The organism is Oculatella sp. LEGE 06141 (genome assembly GCF_015207605.1).
In the GTDB taxonomy this organism is placed as follows: domain Bacteria; phylum Cyanobacteriota; class Cyanobacteriia; order Elainellales; family Elainellaceae; genus Oculatella.
The window spans coordinates 1-24,607 of the sequence record NZ_JADEWO010000077.1 but is presented as its reverse complement, the minus strand read 5'-3'; the positions used below and the strand labels follow the sequence as shown (position 1 = coordinate 24,607).

Here is a 24,607-nt window from a genome sequence, read left to right as displayed (position 1 = left end):
ACTCGGAAATCAACGCCTCTGGACAGAACGACCTCTATTCAAACCAAGCAATTGATTTGGACAAGTCGGCTGGATGAAAGAGGAACCCCACGCCGTCTCGAAGAGCGGCGATGGGAGGATGTCAGTCAACCTGAGAGCTTTGTAAGGTTTTGCAAACGGTTGCACCACGCTGCTTAGATTCCATGACTTTTGCCAATTACCCAATGGCGACGAAAGAACCGGGACAGCCTCGATTCTTCTAGCGACAAGTAGATGGGACGACCGTGAGGGCAGGTATGGGGGTGTTGAGTCTGCTGCCATTGTTCCAGTAAGCGTTGCATGGCTTCCAGGTTGAGCGGTGTGCCGTTGCGAATGGCAGTACGGCAGGCCGTTGCCACCAGAGCCGATTCGAGGTCGCTACCTAAACTCAGTTCGATCAGGGCATCGGCGCAGTCTGTTCGATCGTTCAGCGCGGCTGGAACCGATCGCACTGCCCATAGTTGATCGCCAAACATCTCTACTGCTATACCAATGCGTTCCAGTTGAGCTACCTGCATGGGCGACAATTGGCTCAAAATAATAGGCGGATTGCGATCGATCAGATGCCAGCGATCGCGCAACTGCTCATACAGCACCCGTTCATGGGCAATGTGTTGTTCTACTAACCACATCCCGCCGGGGTGTTCGACCAAAATATACATCTGGTGAACCTGGGCGATCGCTTTCAGTAACGAAGGAGGGGCGACTGGATCGGATGGCGATGTTGAATCGGAACCATCGCTGGTTGAATCATCCTCTGGATTGACGGGTTGAATAGAACGACTCGTGCGGTATACACCCTGCGATTCAGCCGTTTTCAACAGATGTTCGACGCGTTCAGACGCATAGCCTGTACTGGAAAGATCGGCAGCACTAAGCCGTAGAGCCTGTTCAATGGCCTGTTTAACCTGATCTTGCCAATCACCCATGTGGTGCAGGTAAATTTCAGCTTTGGCGGGATGGCGATTCCAGTCAATTTGGTCGGGCGAAACCTGAAGGTGAACGAAGCAAACAGGATAGCGATCGCGCGGCAGAGTGCGGCGAAATCCCCCCAGAATGGTTTGCTCTAACTCTGGCACTTTTACCACTCGTCCATTAATTGCCACTTTGATCCAATCGGGGCGATGACGATGGCAGCGATCGGGCAGACCCAGCACCAGATAGAGCGAATTCGGTGGTGATGGGTTGAGGGTTGAGGAGTCCGTTGGCACAGAGAAATAGCTAGTTATCGTTCCGTTTGGAGTTGCAGCCAGGTTGGGTTGGAGGAAGCGTGTTTCCACCGCTAAATCACTGATCTGCACTTCACGCAGCAGTTGGGGCAGGATGTGTTGAGCTGTATCCCCAGCCCAAATCGCAAACCATTCGCGATCGTTCTGCTCGACTAACCACGTTACCTGCGGGTGACAAAGGGCAAGGTGCTGAATCGTAACTTGTACCGCTTTGAGCTGTTGAGCTAAGGATGGCAACCCTTGCCGCCGGGTGGGTAAATTGCTAAAGAGATGGGAGACCGTGACAATGGTGCCGGGGGCGATCGCTACCGTTTCAGTTTGCTCTAGCGTGCCCTGGGCATTGTATCTAACTTGCCAACCCTCATCAGCCGTAGCAGTTCGACTGCAAATTTCCAGCGTAGCCAGTTGCACTAAACTATGGAGCGCTTCGCCCCGAAATCCCAGGCTGTTGATGCGGCCTAAATCTACTTCACTGCGGATCTTGCTAGTACTATGGGGCGCGGCAGCTTGCTCAAGATTGGCTCGATCCATCCCTGTACCGTTATCTGCCACTCTGATACGCCACTGGTCGGGCAACAAGGACACAGTGATGCGAGTAGCGCCCGCGTCCAGAGCGTTTTCGGCCAATTCACGCACAACTGCTGCAACAGAATCAATGACTTCTCCTGCGGCAATCAGATGAACAATTTCGGTTGGTAGAGCCTGGATGCTCGCAGTCATACATTACAATCCCTCTCTTCCAAGTTAGCGCTTATCCTTCCGATCTTGTGCGTCCAATTTTGTGCGGATTTTCGTGCTAACGAGGGATGTATTTTTGAAAAATCGATCTGGCGAAAGAGCCTATACTTCTTTCCCCTGGGGGATTCTGTTGACGTTCTCCCTCAGGGAGGACGGTGCATACAATACAACTTGTTACGGTTCAATTAATACCGTTAACTAAAGGTACTTTGACCTATGGATAATATTCAAGACACGATTAAAGATGCCAAAGACAAACTGCCCAATGTAACTCCTACTCCTCCAGGATTGCACAAGCAAGCGACACCTGATGAGCTGAAGTCCCGCTTGCTCTGGGGGGAACCTGGGCTGACGATCGTGGACGTGCGCAGCCGTGAAGCATTTAACGACTATCGCATCATGGGTGCAGTACCCATGCCGATGGATACCCTGCCCGAAAGCGTTCAGGGTCAATTAGAACTCACGCGCGACATCTATGTTTATGGTGCCGACGATCAGGAAACAGCACAGGCGGCACAAACCCTACGTCAATGTGGTTTTCAGAACGTTGCTGAGCTTAAGGGCGGCATAGATGCCTGGGCTAACATTGCCGGACAAACAGAAGGACGCGCAACCAGCAACAAACCCGTTGCCGCCTCTGAATATAACGCGGTTGCTCGCGTGCAAGAGTACGCTTCTACTTTGGACAAAGAAAAGAAACAGTAAAGCTGGCTTGAGTGAGCTTTGAAATTAGATTCCTTAACGGTTTTACGTTGAAACTGTACAGGAGGCTACCGCTTAACTCACGGTGTATTGAGCTAGACAGCGCTGTTCGTCATAGACCAGTTCAGTCTCTTTCAGCATTGAATCGGAACACCCGAAGGGTGTTCCGATTGTGTTTAGGTTCAAGGTGTGCCAGCGTCAAGCTATTTAATTAATTACAGGATGTTTTGAACTATTGAGTTCCGGCATCTGTAGCAGTGGGAGTAGGTTCTGTCTGACGCAAATTTCGATTGATTGCGCTGTGCGGTAAAACGCGCAAGACCTCTTCAACGGTGGTAATTCCCGTAGTTACTTTTTCGATCGCCGCTACTCGAAAAGAATCAAACTGAATTTCTCTTAAGTACCCATGTAGCTGAGTCATGGTGCCTTCATAAATGATTTGCCGCACAACACCATCCACATGCAGCAATTCAATGATGGCCTCTCGGCCTAAGTAACCCGAATTGAAGCATTTTGCACAGCCTTGCCCTTTACGCCAAGCGTCTGGAGTGGCATCGTCTCGGTTTAGTTGCAGGGCCTTCAGTTCGGTGTCAGTAGGACAATGCGGTTCAGCGCAATGATGGCATACTCGTCGCACCAATCGTTGAGCCACAATTCCCAGCAGAGCATCACTAATTAAGCCAGGATCAGGGCCAATATCTTTCAGACGAGGAATAGCGCTGGGGGCATCGTTGGTGTGCAGGGTTGTGAAGACTAAATGTCCGGTTAGTGCCGCTCGTACTGCCGTTTCTGCGGTTTCTCCGTCCCGAATTTCTCCCACCATAATGATGTCCGGATCTTGGCGCAGGATGGCTCGCAAGCCAGCGGCAAACGTCATTGCTGCGGGTTCATGCACCTGGGTTTGGGTAATGCGCGGCAGGATATACTCAACCGGATCTTCTACGGTGACAACGTTGACATGCTCAGTGGCAACGGCCTGTAAGCTGGTGTAGAGCGTACTTGTTTTGCCCGAACCTGTTGGCCCCGTGAAGATGACCATACCTTGTGGTTGTTGCAGCCAGTGTGTATAGGTTGCTAGCGTTTTTGCTGTAAACCCTAACTCCTCGATGCTGGCAAAGGGATTTTGGCGAGGTAAGAGTCGGATCACTGCTTTTTCGCCATGCATACAGGGCAATGTGCTAACCCGCATGTCTAGCCCCAGTTCTGATTCTTGCCCGGAGGAGTATCGCTCACCGATGCGGGCATCCTGGGGACGACGGCTTTCAGCAATATCCATGTTGCACATGACTTTGAGTGCTACGATCGCCCGACGGCTAATTTCAACGGGCAGCGTTGCTACATCTCGAAGAATGCCGTCAATGCGATAACGAACCCGCAGCCCCTCTGTGGTAGGTTCCAGGTGAATATCGCTGGCTCGGTTGCGTAAAGCACCCGAAATAATGGTTTTGATGCGGCTGATTTGGTCAGCGGCCTTGGATAAATAAAGTTCGGTGACTTCAGTAATGTTTTCGGTAGCGGTTTCTCCGGTTAAGGGATCAACCAGCGGATTAGCATCAATGCGAGAGTGGTCTAAATTGCGGGTATGAAACCAGGCTCGATAACTTTTGTCTGCGATCGCTACTATTTTGATGTCGGTAAACGTGCGATCGCTCAGCCGTCGAATGTCTTCCACCGAGAGGTTAACAGGACTGCCCAGGTAGTAGCAATTTCGCCACAACAGTAGCGGAATAACCGGAGGTAAGGTGTTTGGCTCTGGAAACTCGCGCAAAAACCGATAACTGACATCGCGATCGAGCCAGTGCAAATTAACAACGCCCTGCTCGTTGACCAATAGCTTTAGCGCCTGTTCGCAGTTAATTTCTTGGTTTCTTAGACGGCACCAAACCGATACGGCCACAGAGGACGTTTGCATAATGGTTTCAATTTAGACTTTATTGAATTGCAGCAACAGGGGATTGTGTGGCTACAGGCTTACTTTGACTGGTTTATAGAGTGCCCATTTTGAATTAGGTTTACTTCTTTTCTAATTTGCAGGTGCCTCACGGTACTAAACTAAGGTTTGGCTATGTTTTGCCATCTGCACCTGAGTTCAGAGGTTGCGATCGCCTCCGCGTGTTGAGTTACCCATGAAGCTCCGCTCTTTTTTCTACAGTTTGATAACGATAGTGGTGGTGTTGCTGTTAACGAGCACTGCCGGACTATTTTGGCTAACGGCTCGCAGTCCTCTGTCGCTGTTGGGAGGTGGCGGTAAAGCAAATCCGGCTGCCACGATATTTGTTCCCAAGCAAGCGCCTATTGTGGCATCACTGCTGGTAAACCCCGATCGGCTGGAAGCGTTTCGGTTAGCAAGCGTTCCCTTAAACAAGCGACGGCAGGCACGGGCTGAGCTAGCCCAATTGAAACAAAGTCTCCTGAGCAGCACCCAGTTAGATTATGAACAGGATATTCAACCCTGGCTGGGTGATGAAATAACGCTGGCGGTGACCACGCCCGATGTGGATCGAGATGATGCCAACGGGCTGCAACCGGGCTACCTGGTGGCGATCGCCACGCAAGATGCCGAACGCTCTAACGAGTTTTTGCAGCTATTCTGGCAGCGCCGCGCCGTGGCTGGGGTGGATCTGGTGTTTGAGCAATACGCTGGAGTCAGGCTAATTTACGGCACCGAAACAAAGCCTGACCTGGCAAGTGTCGCTCCTCAACCCTCTGGTGTAGATGTGGCATCGTTGCACCCAACGTTGGTGAGTGCGGTGGTGGGCGATCGCTTTGTGTTGTTTGCCAACTATCCCAAAGTGTTGCGAGATGCGATCACCAACGTTCAGGCTCTCGATTTAAGCCTCAGCAGCAGCCGTGACTATCAAGATGCCCTACGCCGCTTGCCCGACCGACAAATTGGTTTGGCGTTTGTGAATTTACCCCAGTTGACGGAGTGGTTAACCAAAGGCAGAGGAGAAAATTCCTCAAACGTGACCCGCGCCTCTCGTTTGTATGAACGTTTAGTGATGACGCTGGAGCTGGAACAAGGCGGTTTGGTGGCTGATACGGCGCTGCTGACAGCAGCAGGAGAAACGCTAACATCGGCCAGACCAGCCTTATCTAAACCAGTGAATGCGCTGAACTTTATTCCAACCATTAGCCCTCTGGCGGCGGCAGGTGAAAACCTGGAGCAACTTTGGACACAGATCCAAAAGGGGGTATCTGCTTACAGCACGTTGGCAACCCTGGTCGATCAGCCGCTTGCGGATCTGGCGAAGCAATGGGGGCTTGAATCTACAACCGATTTAGTGGATTGGGTTACGGGGGAGTATGCGTTGGGACTGATTCCACGCCGCGATCGCCCTCAGCCCGACTGGGTCTTTGCTGCCAAACGAAATGCCGATGTGACGGCTGCGATCGCTCGATTTGATACGATCGCCAAACAGCAGGGTTTGAGCAGTGGCGTATTTCCCCTGGGCGATCGGCAGGTGGCAGCCTGGACAAAACTGTCTCCAACGTCGGCCACTAATAGCAGCCTCATTGCCCTGCAAGCAGATGTTCAGGCAGTACACACTAGCATTGACGACTATGAACTGTTTGCTACTTCCGTAGAAGCTTTGAGCCAAGCTATTCAGGCACCTCAGTCATCGCTGCTGGCTTCCAACCGCTTGAAGCAGGCGATCGCGGCGCTCGATTCAAACAATGACGGTTACCTCTATCTTGACTGGCTCAACCTTCGAGACGTGTTGGAACAGCGGTTACCTGTAGTGCGGCTGGTAGAGCTGTCGATCAAACCGTTATTCGAGCATCTGCGATCGCTGACGGTGACTAGCTACGGTCATGAACCCACGATTCAACGAGGAGCCGTTTTTATTCAACTAAAAGAGTTGTAGAAGGGGCTTGAAGTGACAACAACCGCTTGTTAACGTCCAGTTCTTTTAAGAAGGGGCGAGTTGAACTTGCCCCTTCTTAGCTCTAAATTGGTTCAAATAGCGTGACGAAACCGTTTAACCCCTATTCTTTGGGTTCAAATTTCAGCGCAGCAGAGTTCATGCAGTAACGTTGTCCGGTTGGGGCGGGGCCATCTTCAAACACATGACCCAGGTGGGCATCGCAGGCCGCACACAGCACTTCTGTTCGTCGCATAAACAGGCTGCGATCGTCTTCAACGCTGACGTTTTCGTCCTTAATCGGTGCCCAAAAGCTAGGCCAGCCTGTGCCAGAATCGTATTTCGTCTCGGAACTAAATAGCTCTGTACCGCAGCAAACGCAGCGATACACTCCTGCGGCTTTGTTGTTGTAATACTCTCCGGTAAAGGCTCGTTCGGTACCTTTTTGACGAGCTACTTTAAACTGTTCTGGGGTGAGTTGCTGCTTCCACTCGGCATCGGTTTTATGGACTTTGTTCACCATTATTTGCACTCTTCCTCGTTGCTGGATTGGGGATGCTCTGTTAGAGGCGACGACAGGCTCTAAGGAACACTCTATTAATTTTAATAACTTTCAATGCAGAGCTTGGGTTAGCACGGGTGGGGATTGCCGCCACTTGGCCGCTAACCTCGCCACCACTCCACCGCTCTAACTCGTATCGTTGAAAACCCTCAGTATTTGTGCTACATCGATCGCCAGGTGATGTGACTGAGATTGCGTATCGGATTGAAGTGAGGAAAATGGATTTAACTCAGGCAGAGCGTGAGGCCATTCAAGCGGTGATTGAACAGCAAATTATGGCGTTTCAAAAGGACGATGCGATCGCCGCTTTTGCTTTTGCCAGCCCCGATATTCAGAACCAGTTTGGCGACCCAGAAACGTTCATGAGCATGGTGAAGACAGGGTACTACTCTCTCTATCGCCCTCGTTCGGTTGTGTTCTCCGCTGTCACCCTAATTCAGGATAGTCCAGCTCAGAAAGTGATCTTGATGGATGCAGAGGGTGACCTGGTAATGGCCATTTACCAGATGCAGCAGCAGTTAAACGGTGAATGGCGCATTCACGGTTGCTTCCTGACCTCAGTTGAAGAACAGCTAATGTGAGGAATGTTGGCTGTCAGTGCAGTGGCAGGACAACGCTTGCTCTTAATGTTTGCCAAGCAAAAAGTAAGTGACCATTTCGCCTTTGCCCTTAACGTCGATTGTTCCTCTGGATTCAAACATATATTTGGAGCGGAGCCGTTCGTAGGTTTCCAGGGTGACTTGAATTTGCCCCGGTAATCCTAACGATTCCATCCGACTGGCAATGTTAACGGTATCTCCCCACAAATCGTAGGTGAATTTTTTGGTGCCAATTACGCCTGCTCCAACGGGGCCTGTATTGATGCCAATCCGCATACTCAGGGGCGTAGCGTCTGCATTGAAGCGGCTCAGGTCAACTTGAGCGATCGCCGCTTGCATATCCAGCGCCATTTCTGCGATCGCCTCAGCATGGTCAGTTCGTGGGGTCGGTAGTCCGCCCACCACCAGATAAGCATCGCCAATGGTTTTAATTTTTTCTAAGCCGTGCTGTTCAACTAGCTGATCAAACGTTGAAAAAATTTGATTTAACAGTTGCACCAGTTGGGTTGGAGTTAGCTTGGCCGATAGCTCGGTAAAGTTAACAATGTCGGCAAACATCACCGTGACTTCTGTAAAATTGTCGGCGATCGTCTGCTGACCCTGTTTGAGCTGTTCGGCAATCGCTTTCGGCAAGATGTTAAGCAAGAGCCGTTCTGATTTTTCCTGCTCATCTTGCAGTTGCTTTAAATAGGCTTGTTCCTGATCGCGCAATCGCTTTTTCTCTAAGCAAGCGCTAATTCGCGCTTTCAGAATGGTTGGGTTGAATGGCTTAAACAAATAATCTTCGGCACCCAGTTCGATGCAGCGCACGACACTTTCGATATCGTCCAGAGCTGAAATCATAATGACCGGAATATGGCGCAAAGCGGCATCTGCCTTGAGGTATTCCAGCACCTGATAGCCGTTCATTTCGGGCATCATAATGTCGAGCAGGACGAGATCAAATTGCTGCGATCGCATTTTTTCCAGCGCTTGTTTGCCGTCTTCAGCAATGGTGATGTCATGTCCTTGGCGCTTGAGCCGGCGCGACAACAAGTCACGATTCATCTCGTTGTCGTCTACTACCAGCACCAGCCCCTGCTCAAGGTTCATGTTGAGGCACCTTTACCCAGAAGCGCCTGAATTTTTCCCAGGAGCCGAGCAAATTCTACAGGCTTCGTGTCATAGTCATCGCAGCCTGCCTCGACACACTTTTCGTGGTCGCCTGCCATTGCATGAGCCGTCAGAGCCAGGATCGGGATCGAACAGGTTTCAGGTGCCGCTTTTAGTTGGCGAGTGGCTGACCAACCGTCCAGTACGGGCAAACTCATGTCCATCAAAATGAGATCGGGTTCGTGAGAGTGTGCCATTGTCACGCCTTGCTGACCGTCTATTGCAATCAAAACGTGATGCCCCTTCCGCTCTAAGCGGCGTGACAACATGTCACGGTTCATTTCATTATCTTCAACTAACAATATCTTAGGCATACTCTTCAATGGGCTTTGTTTATTTCTGACACTGGCGAATGCTGGTGGCAACCAGGTGGCGAATTTCGTTGATTAAGTCCTTTTGCGGATAGGCTCCTTTTTGCAGAATGCGTTCCACTTGCCCCTGAAGCTGAAGCTGGTCGTCGGGCGTGATGTCTTTTGCTGTCAGCACGACAACTGGCAGCGATCGCCATTGGGGGTGCTGTTGCAGCGCTGCAACAACGCCAAATCCATCCAGTTCTGGCATCATCAAATCCAGTAACATTAGCGACGGACTCTGGTTGGCTAACTGCTCCAGGGCAACTTGCCCATTTTCGGCTTCTATTACCGTCCAGTCCTCCTTTTCCAGCAGTTGACGCATCATCTGGCGAACCACCTGATCATCTTCCACTAGTAAAATAGTGCAGGGGGGGTGAGCACAACGGTATTTCTGTAAGACTTGAGTTAAGCGGGTTCGATCGATCGGCTTGGTTAAATAGTCAGATGCGCCCAGGGCGTATCCCTTAGTTTTGTTATCGACCATCGTTAGCATGATGACAGGAATCTCGGCTAGCGCTGGGTCATTCTTCAGGGCAGACAAAGCGGCCCATCCGTCCATTTGGGGTAGCATCGCATCCAGAGTGATTGCGACCGGATTCAGTTGTCGCGCTAGATGTAACCCCATTTCCGCATTTAGTGCCCCTTCCACGCGGTAGCCGTCTTTCGTCAGAAAACGCTGCATCAGGTCATGTACAGTCGGGTCATCATCAATAACCAGGATGGTATCAGCGATCGCCTGAGCCAGTGTGGAGTGCAATTCGGGGTGCGGTTCGTGGGTTAACGCAGCGTCCAGGTTGAGCGTAACGACCACCGCAGGCAGATGCATGGTGAACACCGAGCCTTGACCAACCCGGCTGGCGACCGCAATGTTGCCGCCCATCATCTGGCAAAAGCGCTGTGAAATGGCTAACCCCAAACCAGTGCCGCCATACTTGCGTGTGGTTGAGGCATCGGCCTGGGTAAACGGCTGAAAAACTCGTGCTAACTGCTCGGTGGTCATGCCTACGCCCGTATCGGTTACCTGAAAACGGATGATAGCGGCTAGCGGTTGTACACAGGCCGCTTTGGTGTTCCAATGCAGGCGATCGCTCGTCGGCTGTGGTTCAGCTTCCCTGCTAACCGAGAGAGTAATGGTGCCGTCCTGGGTAAACTTGGCAGCATTGCTTAGCAAATTGAACAGGTTTTGCCGAACTTTAGTTAGATCGGCATACATATCCCCAATGCTGTCCGGGCAATCTACGATTAACGTGTTGTTGTTCTGGCGAACAAGGAGCTGGATCGTGCTAACAACCTCGTCAATCATGAAAGAGATATCGAAGGTTTCCAGATAAAGATCCATCTTGCCCGCTTCGATCTTTGATAGGTCGAGGATGTCGTTAATCAGCGTTAGCAGATGTTTGCCAGCCCCGTGAATTTTCTGCAAATCGGTGATGAACCCGTCCTGATTCAGATCGATCGCCTCTTCTTGCAGCATTTCGCTGTAGCCGATGATGGCATTGAGCGGTGTCCGCAGTTCGTGGCTCATATTAGCGAGAAACTGGCTCTTGGTTCGGTTCGCTTCTTCAGCGGTTTCCTTCGCTTTTTGCAGTTCGATCGCCCGGTTGCGCTCAGTTACATCGCGCAGGTTGATAATAATGCCTTCTACGGCCGGATTGAACAACAGGTTGTTGCTGGTCGCTTCCATCGTTAGCCAGGAACCATCCTGGTGCTGAAGCCGCAGTTCAAACGGAGCTTTTACTCCCGGATGCAGCATGGCATACTCAAACACCGCCTGAGCTACAGACAAATCATCGGGGTGAACCAGGACAAACACAGATTGGTGAACAAACTCGTCTGGTGTATAGCCCAAAATGGTCTTGAGAGACGGGCTGCCATAGCGAACGATTCCTTCAGCGTCGGTGATGGCAATGATATCTGAGGCATTTTCAATCAGCGCTCGAAAATGGGCTTCGCTCCGCTTCAACTCTTCCTTGGCCTGCCGCAAATGATATTCGCGATCGTGTACTTCGCCAGCCATGCGCTGAAATACACGAGCCAGTAGCCCCAATTCATCACGGCGAGTTGCCACTCCTGCTAAGCTTTCAGGTTTAAATTGTTCTGTCTTAAGAGCCGTTGCCGCAAAGGTGAGTTCTGCTAGTGGCTCGGTGACACGGCGAGCCAGAATGATCGATGCGATTACGCCCCCAGCCAAAATAAAGGTGGCCGCGATCGCAATTCGTTGCAGATCGTGCCACATCGTAGCTTGAATATGGGCTGTAGATAGATAGACTAACGTTGCTCCCGCAACCTGATTTTGCTCATCTACAATCGGCGCAATCACCTTGAGCAGGGAACCGTCCAGATAGCTAACGGTGTGCCCTTGATCGAGTACGGTTTGCAGGTTGTCAACATCAGTCTGGCTATTGATGCTCTCGGTACCGCTAAACCCAGAGGTAACGTTTCGCGCCAGGTTGACGCGATCGCGATCGACAATTCGAATCGCCACAATAATTTTGCCGTCAATCAGCTCGTTGACCAGACGCACCAACCCAATCTGCTGCTGGAGCTGTTGCAGTACAGTGGCTTCATACCCAATCTGCACGATGCGGGGGCGATCGATCCCGGCAACGCCAACATACTTAAAGATACGAGAATCAACCTCGCGTTTTTGCGCTTCTTGAACAACGGTCTGCTGTTGCCCGGTCAATAATGGCCAGAAGGCGCTGGCTTGCGGCTGTGCCCTGGAATCTCTGCTAAACGTGAAGTCAATGCCCGTAACGTTGCGTAAGTAAGCGTGCCCGGTTTCATCGGTAATCCAAAACTCATCAACAGCCGTTTGAGCTGCAATCTGCTGTAAATGGCGATTAATTTCTGCGGAATCCAGTCCTGCCTGTTCGGCAATAGCGACTAAATGGCTGGTTAGAGTAGCTTGCGCTACCATATGCTCGGCAACAGCGTCCTCCACATCACGCTCTACTTGATGGGTAAAGCGGGTCATTCGCGCCAGAAATTGAGCGACTAGAATACCGTCTGCCTCAGTTTGAGCCAGGATGGCCTGCCGTGCTCCTAGCGTCAGAACGGTTGTGGTGACTAAAACCGTCCCAGCCAATAGTGAGGTCACCATCAACAAAATTCGGGTCCGCAGAGTCATATCGGTAAGCTAGTGGAAATGGTTCGTCATGGCTTAGGGGCAGAGGGTCGTAACCGGAATCGGGCAAAGAACTCTAAAATAGGGTTCCATCTCGGCAGGGGAATGTTCATCAGGAGCATGGAGAATAGAGTTGAAACAGCGCCATAGGGACGATCGCACAGAGTGAGAATTTGGACAAGGCCAATATCTCTTCTCTAAACCGTTACGGCAACTCACCGTCCTGGACAACCTCGACAACCACTACCTGTGCCGAACGCGAACGTTGTTGAACCAAATGGTTTTAATTTAAGATCCCCAAAACACTAGAATTGGTATCATCCCTCATCTTTCATCCTTCCCAATACACCGCGCACTTGCACCATTAAATCGTTTTGGTTGTATGTAGCGTGTTGTAACAGTTGCATGGTGATATTGTTAAGCTGTTGATGATTGGCAGGGGTCAAATCCTGCGTCAGCATGGCTATCACTGGTAATCCTTTCCAGTCTGGGGTTTGGCGGAGCTGAACCAGAAATTGAAAGCCCTCGAACGCGGGCCGCATTAAGTCTACAAGGATGAGAGCCGGAGGGTGCTGCTTTAAATGGGTGATGGCGATCGCGCTGTTACTGGCTGACACCACCGTCCACCCAGCTTTCGTGAGCAGCCGCTGCAAAATCTGTTGGGTGGTTGGGTCATCTTGCAGCAGCAAGATTCGCCCGGTTGAGGATGATGGGGCTGAATCTGATGCCGCTTGAAACTGCTTCAGCAAGCCAGTGAGATGCTTGAAGTCGGTTGGTGTGGTGAGGCATTCGCAGACCCCAATCACAAACCCCTGATTGCTGTCAGCCAGCGCGTGCGACTGATTGGCAGTGGTCATCAGCATCAATACAGGGGTAGTGGTCAGGCTTGGCTCTGCTTTAAGGGTAGAAAGAACCGCCCATGCGTCCATTTCTGGCGTTAGCAGGTCTAGCACAATCAGATCTGGATGGAGTTCTCTGGCTAAGCGCAGCCCTTCACGTCCACACCAGGCGGTGACGACACGGCACCCTTCCTGGTTGAGGTGTTGCACCATCAAATCGCGAACGGTGCGATCGCCATGGACAACCAGCACCAGGCGCGCCTTTTCGGAATTGGCGGCATCAATGACCTGGGAGGACATAGCCAGGGACGATTCTTCTAGGGTGGGGACGATCGCCATATGTTCAGCTACATTGACGGGAAGCCGTAGGGTAAAGGTCGATCCGCGTTGGGGTTGGCTCGCTACCTCAATGCTGCCGCCCATCATTTCGCAGAACCGATGGCTGATGGCTAAGCCTAATCCGGTGCCGCCATACTTTCGCGTCACAGAATCATCCGCCTGTGTAAACACCTGAAAGATATGTTGCTGCTGTTCGGGTGAAATCCCAATGCCGGTATCGGTGACTTGAAAGACAATCAACCCCGATGGATGACGCTGTACCTGCAATAAGATAGTGCCGTGTTCCGTAAACTTGGCGGCATTGCTCAGTAAATTCCAGAGAATTTGGCGCAGTTTGCTGACATCAGCATACATGGTGCCAACAGTAGGAGCGCAGTGGACATTCAACGAATTGCGGTTGGCTTGTGCCAGAGGCTGCACCGTATTAACAATTTCGCTGACTAACGACTGGACTTCAAACCGTTCTAAATATAGCTCTGTCTTGCCCGCTTCAATTTTGGAGAGTTCGAGGATGTCATTGATCAGGGTTAACAGGTGTTTGCCCGAAGTCCGAATTTTATCGAGATCAGGAATAAATTCGGTGTGCCCTTCGACTTGCAGGTCTTCTTGCAAAATTTCGCTATAGCCGATGATCGCATTCAGCGGCGTTCGCAGTTCGTGACTCATGTTGGCGAGAAACGCACTCTTTGCCTGGTTGGCTGCTTCCGCTCCTGATTTCTCGGCCTCTAGCTGTTTGAGATAGGCTTGCTCCTGGTCGCGGAGCCGCTTTCGTTCCAGACAGGCGCTAACCCGTGCGTTCAGCAAAACCGGGTTGAGCGGCTTAAACAAGTGGTCTTCAGCTCCTAATTCCACACAGCGGACGATGCTGTCGAGATCGTCCACGGCTGATGTCATGAGGACAGGAATATGATGCAGCGCTGGATCGGTTTTAATCTGCTCTAACACCTGATAACCGTTCATTCCGGGCATCATGATGTCTAACAGCACCAGATCGAACGACTGCGCCTGCATCAAGGCCAGCGCTTTTGCACCCGTGTCCACTGCTGACACAATGCAGTTCTGTTGCTGAAGCTGACGGGTGAGAAAGAGACGGTCAGCTTCGCTATCGTCTAGAACCAGTACAGTACTGGATTCCTGGGTCATAGGGTTGCCTCTGCTGACTGAACAGCCTGGTGGCGAATGCAGCTCAGTACGAGATCACGAACGTCTTGCAAGAGATGCTCACGGTTATAGGCTTCCTTTTGCAAAATTTGCTCTACGTACCCGTTGAGCCGCAGGCGATCGCTCAAAGTCAGATCCATAGCCGTAATCACAATAATAGGCAGCGATCGCCATGATGGATCTTGGCGAACCGCATTAATGAACTGAAATCCATTCATTTCTGGCATCATTAAATCCAGCAAAATTAGGTTCGGTTGAACGGTTTTCAAGTGGTCTAGCCCGATGCGGCCATTCGCCGCTTCCGTGACGCTCCAGCCTTCTTTCTCTAAGATTCGCCTGAACATTTCTCGCGTAGCCGTATCATCTTCAACAATGAGCAGGCGACCGGTGGGTGACGCAGTGGCATCGACAGGGTGGGGATAATATTTGTTCAGCAGCATGGTAAGACGTTTATAATCCACTGGCTTGGTTAGGTAGTCTGCTGCTCCTAGCGTAAATCCCTGATTCTTATCGTCTACAATCGTTAGCACAACAACCGGAATATCTGCCAGATCCGGATCGGCTTTCAATGCTGAAAGTACAGCCCATCCGTTCATATCCGGCATCAATACATCCAGCGTGATGGCATCTGGAGAAAATTCTCTGGCTAACTGTAAGCCCTCTTCTCCCGTTGCCGCTGTGCGGACATAAAAGCCTTCTTTGATCAGATACCGTCGCATTAAGTCCCGTACCGTTGGGTCATCGTCAATGACAAGGACGGTAGAAGCAGTGTGGTGCGGTGCATCCCCTCTTTCCATACCATCTGCTGCTGGCAAAAATAGCGGTGTGGGCAGGTGTCGTTTGGGGTCGGCAACCTGAAGCGGTAAGCGAATGGTGAAGGTAGAGCCTTGCCCCACCTCACTACATACTGTGATGTCACCTCCCATCATTTGGCAAAAGTGGCGACTGATGGCGAGTCCGAGTCCGGTGCCACCATATTTGCGTGTGGTTGAAGCATCGGCCTGGGTAAACGCCTGAAACACCCGCTCCACCTGTTCCAGGCTCATGCCAATACCCGTGTCTGTGACTTGAAACAGAATGAAGCCAGTATGGGTGGTTGCCGTATCTGGATCGAGGCATTGGTCGGGGTTGTCGGTTGTTGCGATCGTCTCCTGTGTAATGCTCAGGCTCACCGTACCGTGTTCGGTAAACTTGGCAGCATTGCTGAGCAGATTAAAGAGCGCCTGCCGCACCTTGGTTAAATCGGCGTGCATTACACCAAGCTGGTCATCACAGTGGATGTCTAGCGTGTTTCCATTTTTGGCAGCCAATGGTTGAATCGTCGTTTTCACTTCGTAAACCAGTTGTGCCAGCTCGAAGGTTTCTAGATACAGCTCCATTTTGCCTGCTTCAATCTTGGAGATATCCAGAATGTCGTTGATCAGACTCAATAGGTGCTTGCCCGCCCCCCGAATTTTTTCTAAATCGGGAATCACTTCGGCATGACCCAGATCTTCGGCATCCTCTTGCAGCATTTCACTGTAGCCAATAATGGCGTTGAGGGGTGTTCGCAGTTCGTGGCTCATGTTGGCAAGAAACTGGCTCTTGGCGCGGCTGGCCTCCTCTGCCGCTTCTTTGGCACTGTACAGTTCTGCTTCGGTTTGTTTGCGCTGCGTGATGTCGAAAATAACTCCATCTAGATAAAGAAGGTCGCCATTTAAATTGAACATTCCCTGCCCTTTCTCGTACACCCATCGAATACTGCCATCGGCGTGGAGTACGCGATACTCCAATACGTAAGGGCGCTTGGCCGCTACCGCTTCTAGAATGGCGGTGTCGATCGCCTCCATTTCTTCTGCCGAAATAACGCTGGCAAAGGTGCGGATTCGATTTTGCAAGAAGTCCGATGCAGGATAACCGCAGATCTCGACAATGGCCTCACTCATGAATTCCATCGTCCAGTTTGGATCGCAAGCACAGCGATAGACCACGCCTGGAATGTTGTTGACGAGCGATCGAAATCGTTCCTCGCGCTCCCGCGAAGCATCCTCCGCCTGCTTGCGTTCGCTAATGTCTTGAACAATGCACACCAGTCCACCATCTTCGACTGCCGTTAACGAAACCTGTTGTGGATAGGGGCTGCCATCTTGCCGCTGGCCAACTGCCTCACCGCGCCATTGCCCCATTTCGGCAAATTGCGGCATGATGTCTTGCCGAAAGCGCTGATGTTCTTGGTCGCTGTATAAGGATGACCAGTGTTCACCCAACAATGCCCTGGCGTTCTCGTAGCCGTAAATTTGGGCGTGGGCACTGTTCATGTAGATGAAGTTGCCGTCTCGATTCAAAATAGCAATGCCGTCAACCGAGGCTTCGATCGCCGCCAACTGTCGTTGGAGCGCATCTTTTGCCTGCTTGCGAGGGGTGATATCTTCAACGGTACCTTCGTAGCAAATCACATTACCAACGTCGTCTTTGACCACCAGCGCATTTTCAGAAATCCAGATGATGCTGCCATCCTGGCGATACACCTGCGATTCAAAATCTGAGATCCGACCGCATTGGGTAATCAGTTGAATGAAGTCTTGACGGCGACCTGGATCAACATAAAGCTGTTGTTCAATATTGGTTAGAGCGGTCGTGAGCTGCTCAACCGAGCCATAGCCGTAGATTTTAGCCAGTGCCGGGTTGGCGCTAATGTACTGCCCATCGTGGGTGGTTTGAAAAATGCCAGTTACCGCATTTTCAAAGATGCTGCGGTACTTTTCCTCAGCGTCTCGCAGTCGGGTTTCGCTTTCGGCTAAAGCCAGCTCTGTCTGTTTGCGATCGGTAATATCCATTGTTACCCCAGTCAGGCGAATGGGATTTCCTGCCGCATCGCAGATTAAATTGCCCCGACTGGTCACCCAACGCACTGACCCATCTGGCCAAATGATCCGATATTCCGGTCGGTATTCTGCTTCTCCAAGCAGGGTCATCGCTTGCGCCTGAATCACCAACTTCTGGTCGTCTGGATGGATGGAGTGGAAAAAACTCTCGTAACTTCCGGTAAAGGAACCGGCGGGTACTCCAAAAATAGTTTCCAGATCTTGCGACCAGTGTTGTTCTCCAGTAAGGGTGTTCCAATCCCATACTCCCATTTGAGCGGCGTTCAAGGCTATGCGCCGCAGGTCTTCACTTTGACGCAGAGCCTCTTCTGCTTGCTTGCTTTTGATGAACTGCCCAATCTGGCTGCTAATGGTGGTCATCATATTGAGCAAGTCGGGGTTGGAGCGATGAATCTGCTGGCTAAAGAAGCAAAGCACTCCTAACACGTCAGTTCCACAGGGAATTGGAAAACCGCAGCCAGCCAGTAAATTGAGCTGAGAGACAAGCTCCTGTCGTTGGAAGGATGAGTTGGTTTGTAAATCGGTTATCCAGACGGATTCACTGGAATTCCAAACGTGGCCGGGCAACCCAACTCCAGAAGGAAAGCTGGTGGGCAGTTCTAGAATTTCCGCTTGTGTCAATGAAGTGGGATACCAGCGGGCGATCGCTTCTAGGTGCTGCGCTTGAGGATCGACTTGCCATAATTCACCTACCTCCCAGCCCAACTTTTCGCAAATGGCTTGCAGGATGTGGGGAGCGGCTTCAACCAATGAGGCAGATTCAGCCAGGATCTGAGTCACCGCGTATTGGGCACTCAAACGGTATTCTGCCTGCTTACGCTTCGCCAAATTGCGGGCGAATAAGACAAACATGTGTAACCCGGTCACCAGCACCAGGAGCGCAAAGGACTCCACTATAAAAATTCGGTGCGACAACCGCTGAATTCGGCTGTGCAGCAAGCTGTCCAATGCCTCAGCAGCGGGTTGCCAAAGGTTGTTGTTAGCCGCCAACGCCGCCAGCACAGACTGTTCGTAGTCGGTTGTTGTCACAGCAACAGTCGTTGCCTGAATCACGGAGCGATTGAGGGTGCCCAGCAGCGTTTCGGTGGTGGCGATCGCCTCTTGTAGCGGTTCTGAGAGCAGTAGTGGTAACGTTTGAGCCGCGTTGTGGCGGAAGGCAACTTCCATTCCTTTGGCGGTGGCATCAATATTGGCCTCCTCTAAACCTGCCAAGCCAATAAATTGCCCCCGTATTTCTGGTGAGATCGCCTGTCGATAAGCGATCGCATTTCCCAGTTCTCGAAGTTGAGCCAGCAAGACCTGGCTTTCGGGCAACTTGAGCAGCACCGCATCTACTAAGTAATAGCTGTCTAAATCGGGATCGAGAATGAGATTGGAGGTGTCTCCCACCTGGGACATGAGCGATCGCGTTTGGTGCATCATCCAGGCATGGAGATGCTGAAGATCAGCGGCATCGTCGGTCGTGGCGTGATGCAACCGCTGTTTGAGATGATGCCAGGTTTGCTGAAGGGCATCCACGGCGGCGGTGGTTTCTAGCTGTTCTCCTAGCGCTTGATCAACCAGGGCTAAAGCCTGCATGTCGCGATCGATTGTGGTTTGTTCTTGCTGCCAAATGCCGGACGGTACGGCAGGGGGTAACGTTTGATAGGTCAGCAATTTGCTTTGGGGAATATCCTTCAACAACTGTTCTAGCGGACGCAAATAGGCGTTGCCGTCCACTTCCCGTTGGGCAAACTCGATCTGCAAATTAATTTGTGAGACCAGTTGATACACCACAATGGCAAATGGCAAGATAAATGTGAGCAGCAGAGCGATGAGGTTTAACCGACCTTTGACGCATCTGCGAAAATGTCTTGCCATAACGACTAAACTCTAGTACTAGTTGTAAGAATAAATTTCGTCTTTGCCATTTGCCAGAACAATGTGGAAGCCAAGTCTATCTAAAGGGATGTTTAGCAGACTGGAGCAGCCTGAGGCAGATTAGGGGCGATCGGTTAATAAGTAAAAAGAAACCGAAGAATTTTTATAATTTAAACTTCTTATTGCCTTGGGCATATCAGCACAACTCAAGCAGGTAAACCCGCCAATCTGCCTCAGCAGTTGACCGTAGTTAGTTAACAAAACCGTTGGTTAACGAAACAGTCGGTTAGCAAAACCCGATTTTATGGTTCCCATATGCTCCGTAGTCTCAACGACACCGTTCATGAAGTTACATTGCTTCAGCCGCCAGACTCGGTAGGATAGCAAGACTCAGGTTAGGTTGCACCGAGATGAACGATTGAATCTGATTTGGATGAGCGTTTAGAGCCACGTATCAAATATGGCTGAGCGGTGCGGCAATGTGCCAATTTTCATTAGGCTAAGCGGTGGAGTGGCTGAAAAATAGAGGCGATCGCGCCATTTCAACGTTTCGCAGATGTTAATTTCCTGATGCAGTGGCCGATCACTATTTACTTGTTCTATTCGAGCCAGCCAGTTTAACGACGTTACGCCAACGATCAAGCTGCTACGGCAGAGTTTCTTTAGCTGAACCGAGTCTCTTTGTCCACAACCTTTGCTCATAACAGAGCTACCAGTTTGGAAACAATGTAGTATCCAGGAAGGCAAAGCTACTAAACTGCGTTCAGGCAGTTTAGACAAGCGGTCTATTCTAAACCCGTACCAAATGCCTGTCTATATGACTGGTGATGGATTTTGTTTTACGACCATTACTGAGCATCACGGATTAGGTGCTTACTGTTGATTTATCCTTGGGTAGCCGCCTAATCTAAACTAGACCAATCATTCTTCACTTCACCTTTATACTGTCGTCATTTTAGGGTGTTCCCTTACTAAGCGTTATGCCTCCCTTAGTTGCTAACTATTATCTAACCTACCGCTGCAATGCACGTTGCCATTTTTGTGATATTTGGGCACTAGAACCGCCAAACGAAGCCAACTTTGAAACGATTCAGCGCAACTTGAGCGACTTGAGACGGTTGGGGGTTAAATATGTTGATTTCACTGGAGGAGAGCCACTGCTGCGAACAGATGCGCCTCAAATCTATGAAGAGGCGAAGCGACAGGGTTTCCTCACCAGCATGACAACCAATACGATCCTCTATCCCAAACGGGCAAAAGAGATGCAGGGATTGGTTGATTTTCTAAACTTCTCACTAGATGGAGCTGATGCCGATACCCACGACCAATCGCGCGGTGTGCAGATTTTTGACACGCTGGTTGAGTCGGTAAAGCTGGCGCATTCGTTAGGCGAGCAACCCGTCCTAAACCATACCGTGACGGCTCAAAATTACCAGCGCATTGGTGAGGTGGCAGAGTTTGGGCAACAGTTAAATGCACGGGTCTGGTTGAACCCAGCCTTCACAGCCCACAGCAATTACAACGGTAAAAAGAACCCAACCCCAGAAATTGCGGAGGCGATCGAGTCCAGTGCCAAGCAATACCGCAATGTTGGTTACAATAAGGCTGCATTAGCTTTCATTGAGGCGGGAGGAAATGATACTCAAAATCCACGCTGTAAAGCAGTGGATGCCGTCATTGCCATTTCGCCAGATGATAAGCTGCTCTTGCCGTGCTATCACTTCGCCCAAACGGGAGTTCCGATTGAGGGTCGGCTATATGACCTTTACCGTGAATCTGAAACGGTAGACGAATATCGCCAATCTCAAGGAAAATTATCCGTCTGCGAAGGATGTACGGTATGGTGTTACCTCATCCCCAGTTTCTTTAAGGGGTTTGATAAATATTGGTGGTTAAATCAAGTAACCTATGCCGGAGAATTCCTGGCGCGAAAGCGATTCTTACAACGAGCTTGAGCCAATTAGCTCCCTGACGGCTGACTTATCTGACTCGGTTGACGCTAATAGTTTTTACTATCGGGGGCTACCGGGACGCAGACGCAAGGCTGCCGTGGCTCTAACGATTGTCTGGAGTGGGACGATCGCACTGCATCTATTTTCATGGGGCTATTGGGCTGTTTTCTGCCTAACCACCCTGATGGGCATCCACTTTTTGCGGGTACTGCTGGCTCGACAAATTCCGGTGCCAGAGCCGCTATCGAGTGATGACCCAGATCAGTATCCGTATGTTTCGTTACTGGTTGCCGCCAAGAACGAAGAATCTGTGATTGCGTCGTTGGTAAAAGATTTGTCGCAGCTAGATTACCCGCCTAGCCGATACGATTTATGGATTATTGACGATAGCAGCACCGATCGCACTCCACTCTTGTTAGATCAGTTGGCAAGCGAATATGGACAGCTCAACGTCGTTCACCGTTTACCCAATGCAGGTGGGGGCAAATCTGGAGCGCTGAACCAGGTTTGGAGTATTGCCAGAGGTGACATTATTGCGGTGTTTGATGCGGATGCTCAAGTCCCGAAAGACTTGCTGCGACGGGTCTTGCCGATGTTTGAGCAACCGCATGTGGGGGCAGTGCAGGTTCGCAAGTCGATCGCCAATGCCCCAACCAATGCCTTAACGCGTTGTCAGGCGGCAGAAATGGCGTTTGATAGCTACATGCAGTCGAAGCGAATTGCGATCGGCGGTTTGGGGGAACTGCGTGGTAACGGTCAATTTGTGCGTCGAGCTGCGCTAGAGAGCTGCGGCGGTTGGAACGAAGAAACGATTACGGACGATTTAGATTTGACGTTCCGACTGCATTTAGACAGTTGGGACATCAACCTCCTAGAATTTCCGGCGGTGGGTGAAGAGGGAGTTACCCGTGCGGTAGGGCTATGGCACCAGCGCAACCGCTGGGCTGAAGGCGGGTACCAACGGTATCTCGACTACTGGCGGCTGATTATGCGGAACCGGATGGGAGCGACCAAAACGGTTGACCTGTTTGTGTTCTGGTTTATTCAGTACATAATGCCAACGGCAGCAGTTCCCGATTGCTTGATGGCGATCGCCCGGAACTATCCTCCGATGTTAAGTCCGCTGACAAGCCTTTCCGTCATGCTGTCCATGATTGGCATGTTTCTGGGGCTAAAGCGGATTCAGCCACGGGCAGCGCTGCGGAAGAAGCGGATTATGGCCTCGGATATGACGGCTCTAGTGCAGACCCTACGGGGCACCTTCTACATGTTCCATTGGCTGCCGGTGATCGCCAGTACAACCCTGCGAATCTCTGTTCGACCCAAACGCCTAAAGTGGGTGAAGACGATTCATCACGGCTCCGAAGAAGTTTGGGTTGATGTGCCCGAACAGTCGTGATCTACACACCACCTACAGTAGAGAAGCCGACACCGTTTGAACTCGGCTTCTGGGTTGCTTTATCTTTTTGTTTGATTTAAGCTGGCTTGTTTCGTTAATCAGCGGTTTGGACTCCACAGATTCTAAAGCTAACAAAGCCACATTGAGGCGATCGCTCCTGAAAGCACGGCAGGGATTGCCGGAAGCTGTCTGGCGGCACAAGAGCGATCGCCTTTGCGCTCATCTCCAGGCATGGCCGTTGTTTTCCCGCGCCCGAACGGTTTTGGCCTACTTCAGTTTTCGCCAGGAACCGGACTTAAGCCCGTTATTTAGCAGCGATCGACGTTGGGGATTTCCCCGTTGTGTTGACAAAGCGCTCCACTGGCATCAGTGGTCGCCAGAGCAGCGGTTGCCGCTGCAAACGGGAAGTTACGGCATTGTTGAACCTCATCCAGAAGCGCCAATGCTGGATCTTGCTGATGTTGATTTGCTGTTGGTACCTGCGATCGCCTGTGATGTGCGCGGGTATCGTTTGGGCTATGGGGGCGGTTTTTACGATCGCCTGCTGAGTTCTCCAGCCTGGGCACGCAAACCCGCTATTGGCATTGTGTTTGAGTTTGCTCGGCTCCCCAGCGTACCCATTGACCCGTGGGATCGTCCCTTAAAAGGGATCTGTACAGAAGCCGGGTTATTTCTGTCAGAGGAACTGACCGAGAAGGCATAAGGCTTTTACAGGGCGGGTCCTGCCAGCCTGCCGAATGACGCTGCAACGTTACATTCCTGGCGCTCATTTGGTGTTCACCTCCACCTTTTAATATCCGTGCGTCAACCACTCAATTTGCGGGAAATCTAACTGCATTGCGTTGGGATTCAGGGATGCATTCGGCGAACCAAACCGACTGGAGCCAGGTTCAGGCGACGTTTCAGCAGATTTGGGGATACAGCGATTTTCGATCGCCCCAGGGAGAAATTGTTCGGAGCTTGCTAACCGGGCAGGACGCATTAATTGTGATGCCAACAGGAGGTGGAAAGTCTATCTGCTTCCAACTGCCAGCGTTGATGCGTTCTGGATTGACGCTGGTGGTGTCGCCGCTAGTGGCGCTAATGGAAAACCAGGTACAGGAATTGCAGGAACGCCAACTGCCTGCGGCACTGTTACACGGAGAGCGATCGACCGTTGAGCGTCGTCAAACCCTGTGGGCATTGGAAAAGCAGCGGTTGCGGTTGCTGTATCTCTCGCCCGAAACCCTGCTCAGTGAGGCGGTGTGGCAACGGTTGTGTCAACCCCATCTCAAGATCAACGGGCTGGTTTTAGATGAAGCGCATTGTCTGGTGCAGTGGGGAGATACGTTTCGGCCTGCCTATCGTCGGCTGGGGGCGGTTCGTCCAGCTCTATTGCGAGCGAAACCACCGGGTACTCAGATGGCGATCGCTGCATTTACGGCAACCGCCGACCCCCAAGCGCAACAGACGATTCGGCAGGTGCTCCAGCTTCAGCAACCTTACCTATCTTTACAAAATCCCTATCGGGCAAATCTGGCGTTAGCTGTGCAAACCGTGTGGACACCCAGAGGTCGGCGGCAACAACTGCTGCGGGTGCTAAGGGCGCACCCCAACCAATCTGGATTAGTTTATGTCCGAACTCGGCGTGATGGGGAAGAACTGGCGGATTGGTTGAGGCAGCAAGGATTCAAAACCGTTGCCTATCATGCTGGGCTAAGTCCGAAGGAGCGTCGCCAGGTTGAAGCTGAGTGGATGGCCGATCGGCTGCAATTTGTGGTGTGTACGTCGGCCTTTGGCATGGGAATTAATAAACCAAACGTTCGATGGGTGGTTCATTTCCACGCTCCTGTTTTGCTATCCGAGTA

At 51.3% G+C, this 24,607-nt stretch carries 16 protein-coding genes; 7 read left to right on the top strand and 9 right to left on the bottom strand.

All coding sequences use genetic code 11. The features are described 5' to 3' along the window. Nucleotides 1-173: 173 nt before the first annotated feature. On the bottom strand, nt 174-1,967 hold the full coding sequence (mutL, locus tag IQ268_RS28915; RefSeq protein WP_193886387.1) for a DNA mismatch repair endonuclease MutL: 1,794 nt from the start codon (nt 1,965-1,967) through the stop codon (nt 174-176). A gap of 234 nt (nt 1,968-2,201) precedes the next feature. Here mutL and IQ268_RS28910 point away from each other — a divergent pair, with 234 nt between their 5' ends. After that, entirely contained in the window at nt 2,202-2,690 is a 489-nt protein-coding gene (locus tag IQ268_RS28910; protein WP_193886385.1) for a rhodanese-like domain-containing protein, read from the top strand. Nucleotides 2,691-2,919: 229 nt separating this feature from the next. Here the strand turns inward: IQ268_RS28910 and IQ268_RS28905 are convergent, their stop codons facing one another. Continuing rightward, nucleotides 2,920-4,599 (bottom strand): GspE/PulE family protein, encoded by a 1,680-nt coding sequence (locus tag IQ268_RS28905; RefSeq protein WP_193886383.1) that lies wholly within the window; start codon nt 4,597-4,599, stop codon nt 2,920-2,922. A 214-nt stretch (nt 4,600-4,813) separates the two neighbouring features. On the opposite strand from IQ268_RS28905, the gene IQ268_RS28900 reads away from it, so the two are divergent. Beyond that, nucleotides 4,814-6,556, top strand: coding sequence for a DUF3352 domain-containing protein (locus IQ268_RS28900; protein ID WP_193886381.1), 1,743 nt, complete (start codon nt 4,814-4,816; stop codon nt 6,554-6,556). A 121-nt stretch (nt 6,557-6,677) separates the two neighbouring features. Here the strand turns inward: IQ268_RS28900 and msrB are convergent, their stop codons facing one another. Further along, nucleotides 6,678-7,076: a peptide-methionine (R)-S-oxide reductase MsrB gene (msrB, locus tag IQ268_RS28895; protein WP_193886379.1), complete on the bottom strand. Its 399-nt coding sequence runs from the start codon at nt 7,074-7,076 to the stop codon at nt 6,678-6,680. Nucleotides 7,077-7,297: 221 nt separating this feature from the next. Here msrB and IQ268_RS28890 point away from each other — a divergent pair, with 221 nt between their 5' ends. Then, nucleotides 7,298-7,696 carry a DUF4864 domain-containing protein gene (locus IQ268_RS28890; RefSeq protein ID WP_339383699.1) on the top strand — a complete coding sequence of 133 codons (399 nt, stop codon included), beginning with the start codon at nt 7,298-7,300 and terminating at the stop codon, nt 7,694-7,696. A 42-nt stretch (nt 7,697-7,738) separates the two neighbouring features. On the opposite strand, the gene IQ268_RS28885 is transcribed toward IQ268_RS28890, so the two are convergent. From IQ268_RS28885 to IQ268_RS28860, 6 genes are all read right to left on the bottom strand, one after another. Continuing rightward, nucleotides 7,739-8,806: an adenylate/guanylate cyclase domain-containing protein gene (locus IQ268_RS28885; protein WP_193886377.1), complete on the bottom strand. Its 1,068-nt coding sequence runs from the start codon at nt 8,804-8,806 to the stop codon at nt 7,739-7,741. Continuing rightward, nucleotides 8,803-9,180 carry a response regulator gene (locus IQ268_RS28880; RefSeq protein ID WP_193886375.1) on the bottom strand — a complete coding sequence of 126 codons (378 nt, stop codon included), beginning with the start codon at nt 9,178-9,180 and terminating at the stop codon, nt 8,803-8,805. Before IQ268_RS28880 ends, IQ268_RS28885 begins: the two co-directional genes overlap by 4 nt. A gap of 19 nt (nt 9,181-9,199) precedes the next feature. Next, entirely contained in the window at nt 9,200-12,349 is a 3,150-nt protein-coding gene (locus IQ268_RS28875; RefSeq protein WP_193886373.1) for a response regulator, read from the bottom strand. Nucleotides 12,350-12,663: 314 nt separating this feature from the next. After that, entirely contained in the window at nt 12,664-14,667 is a 2,004-nt protein-coding gene (locus IQ268_RS28870; protein ID WP_193886371.1) for a response regulator, read from the bottom strand. Next, a complete protein-coding gene (locus IQ268_RS28865; RefSeq protein ID WP_193886369.1) occupies nt 14,664-19,409 on the bottom strand; it encodes a PAS domain S-box protein in 4,746 nt (1,581 codons plus the stop codon). Before IQ268_RS28865 ends, IQ268_RS28870 begins: the two co-directional genes overlap by 4 nt. 441 nt (nt 19,410-19,850) lie before the next feature. Next, on the bottom strand, nt 19,851-20,111 hold the full coding sequence (locus tag IQ268_RS28860) for a hypothetical protein (protein WP_193886367.1): 261 nt from the start codon (nt 20,109-20,111) through the stop codon (nt 19,851-19,853). 278 nt (nt 20,112-20,389) lie between these two features. On the opposite strand from IQ268_RS28860, the gene IQ268_RS28855 reads away from it, so the two are divergent. The 4 genes from IQ268_RS28855 to IQ268_RS28840 form a co-directional block, all read left to right on the top strand. Further along, nucleotides 20,390-21,364, top strand: a complete 975-nt coding sequence (locus IQ268_RS28855; protein ID WP_193886365.1) for a radical SAM protein — start codon at nt 20,390-20,392, stop codon at nt 21,362-21,364. Continuing rightward, nucleotides 21,318-22,760 carry a glycosyltransferase family 2 protein gene (locus IQ268_RS28850; RefSeq protein WP_193886363.1) on the top strand — a complete coding sequence of 481 codons (1,443 nt, stop codon included), beginning with the start codon at nt 21,318-21,320 and terminating at the stop codon, nt 22,758-22,760. Before IQ268_RS28855 ends, IQ268_RS28850 begins: the two co-directional genes overlap by 47 nt. A 106-nt stretch (nt 22,761-22,866) precedes the next feature. Then, a complete protein-coding gene (locus IQ268_RS28845; protein ID WP_193886361.1) occupies nt 22,867-23,463 on the top strand; it encodes a 5-formyltetrahydrofolate cyclo-ligase in 597 nt (198 codons plus the stop codon). A 152-nt stretch (nt 23,464-23,615) separates the two neighbouring features. Continuing rightward, a partial coding sequence (locus IQ268_RS28840; RefSeq protein WP_193886359.1) for an ATP-dependent DNA helicase RecQ occupies nt 23,616-24,607 on the top strand: 992 nt, incomplete at its 3' end.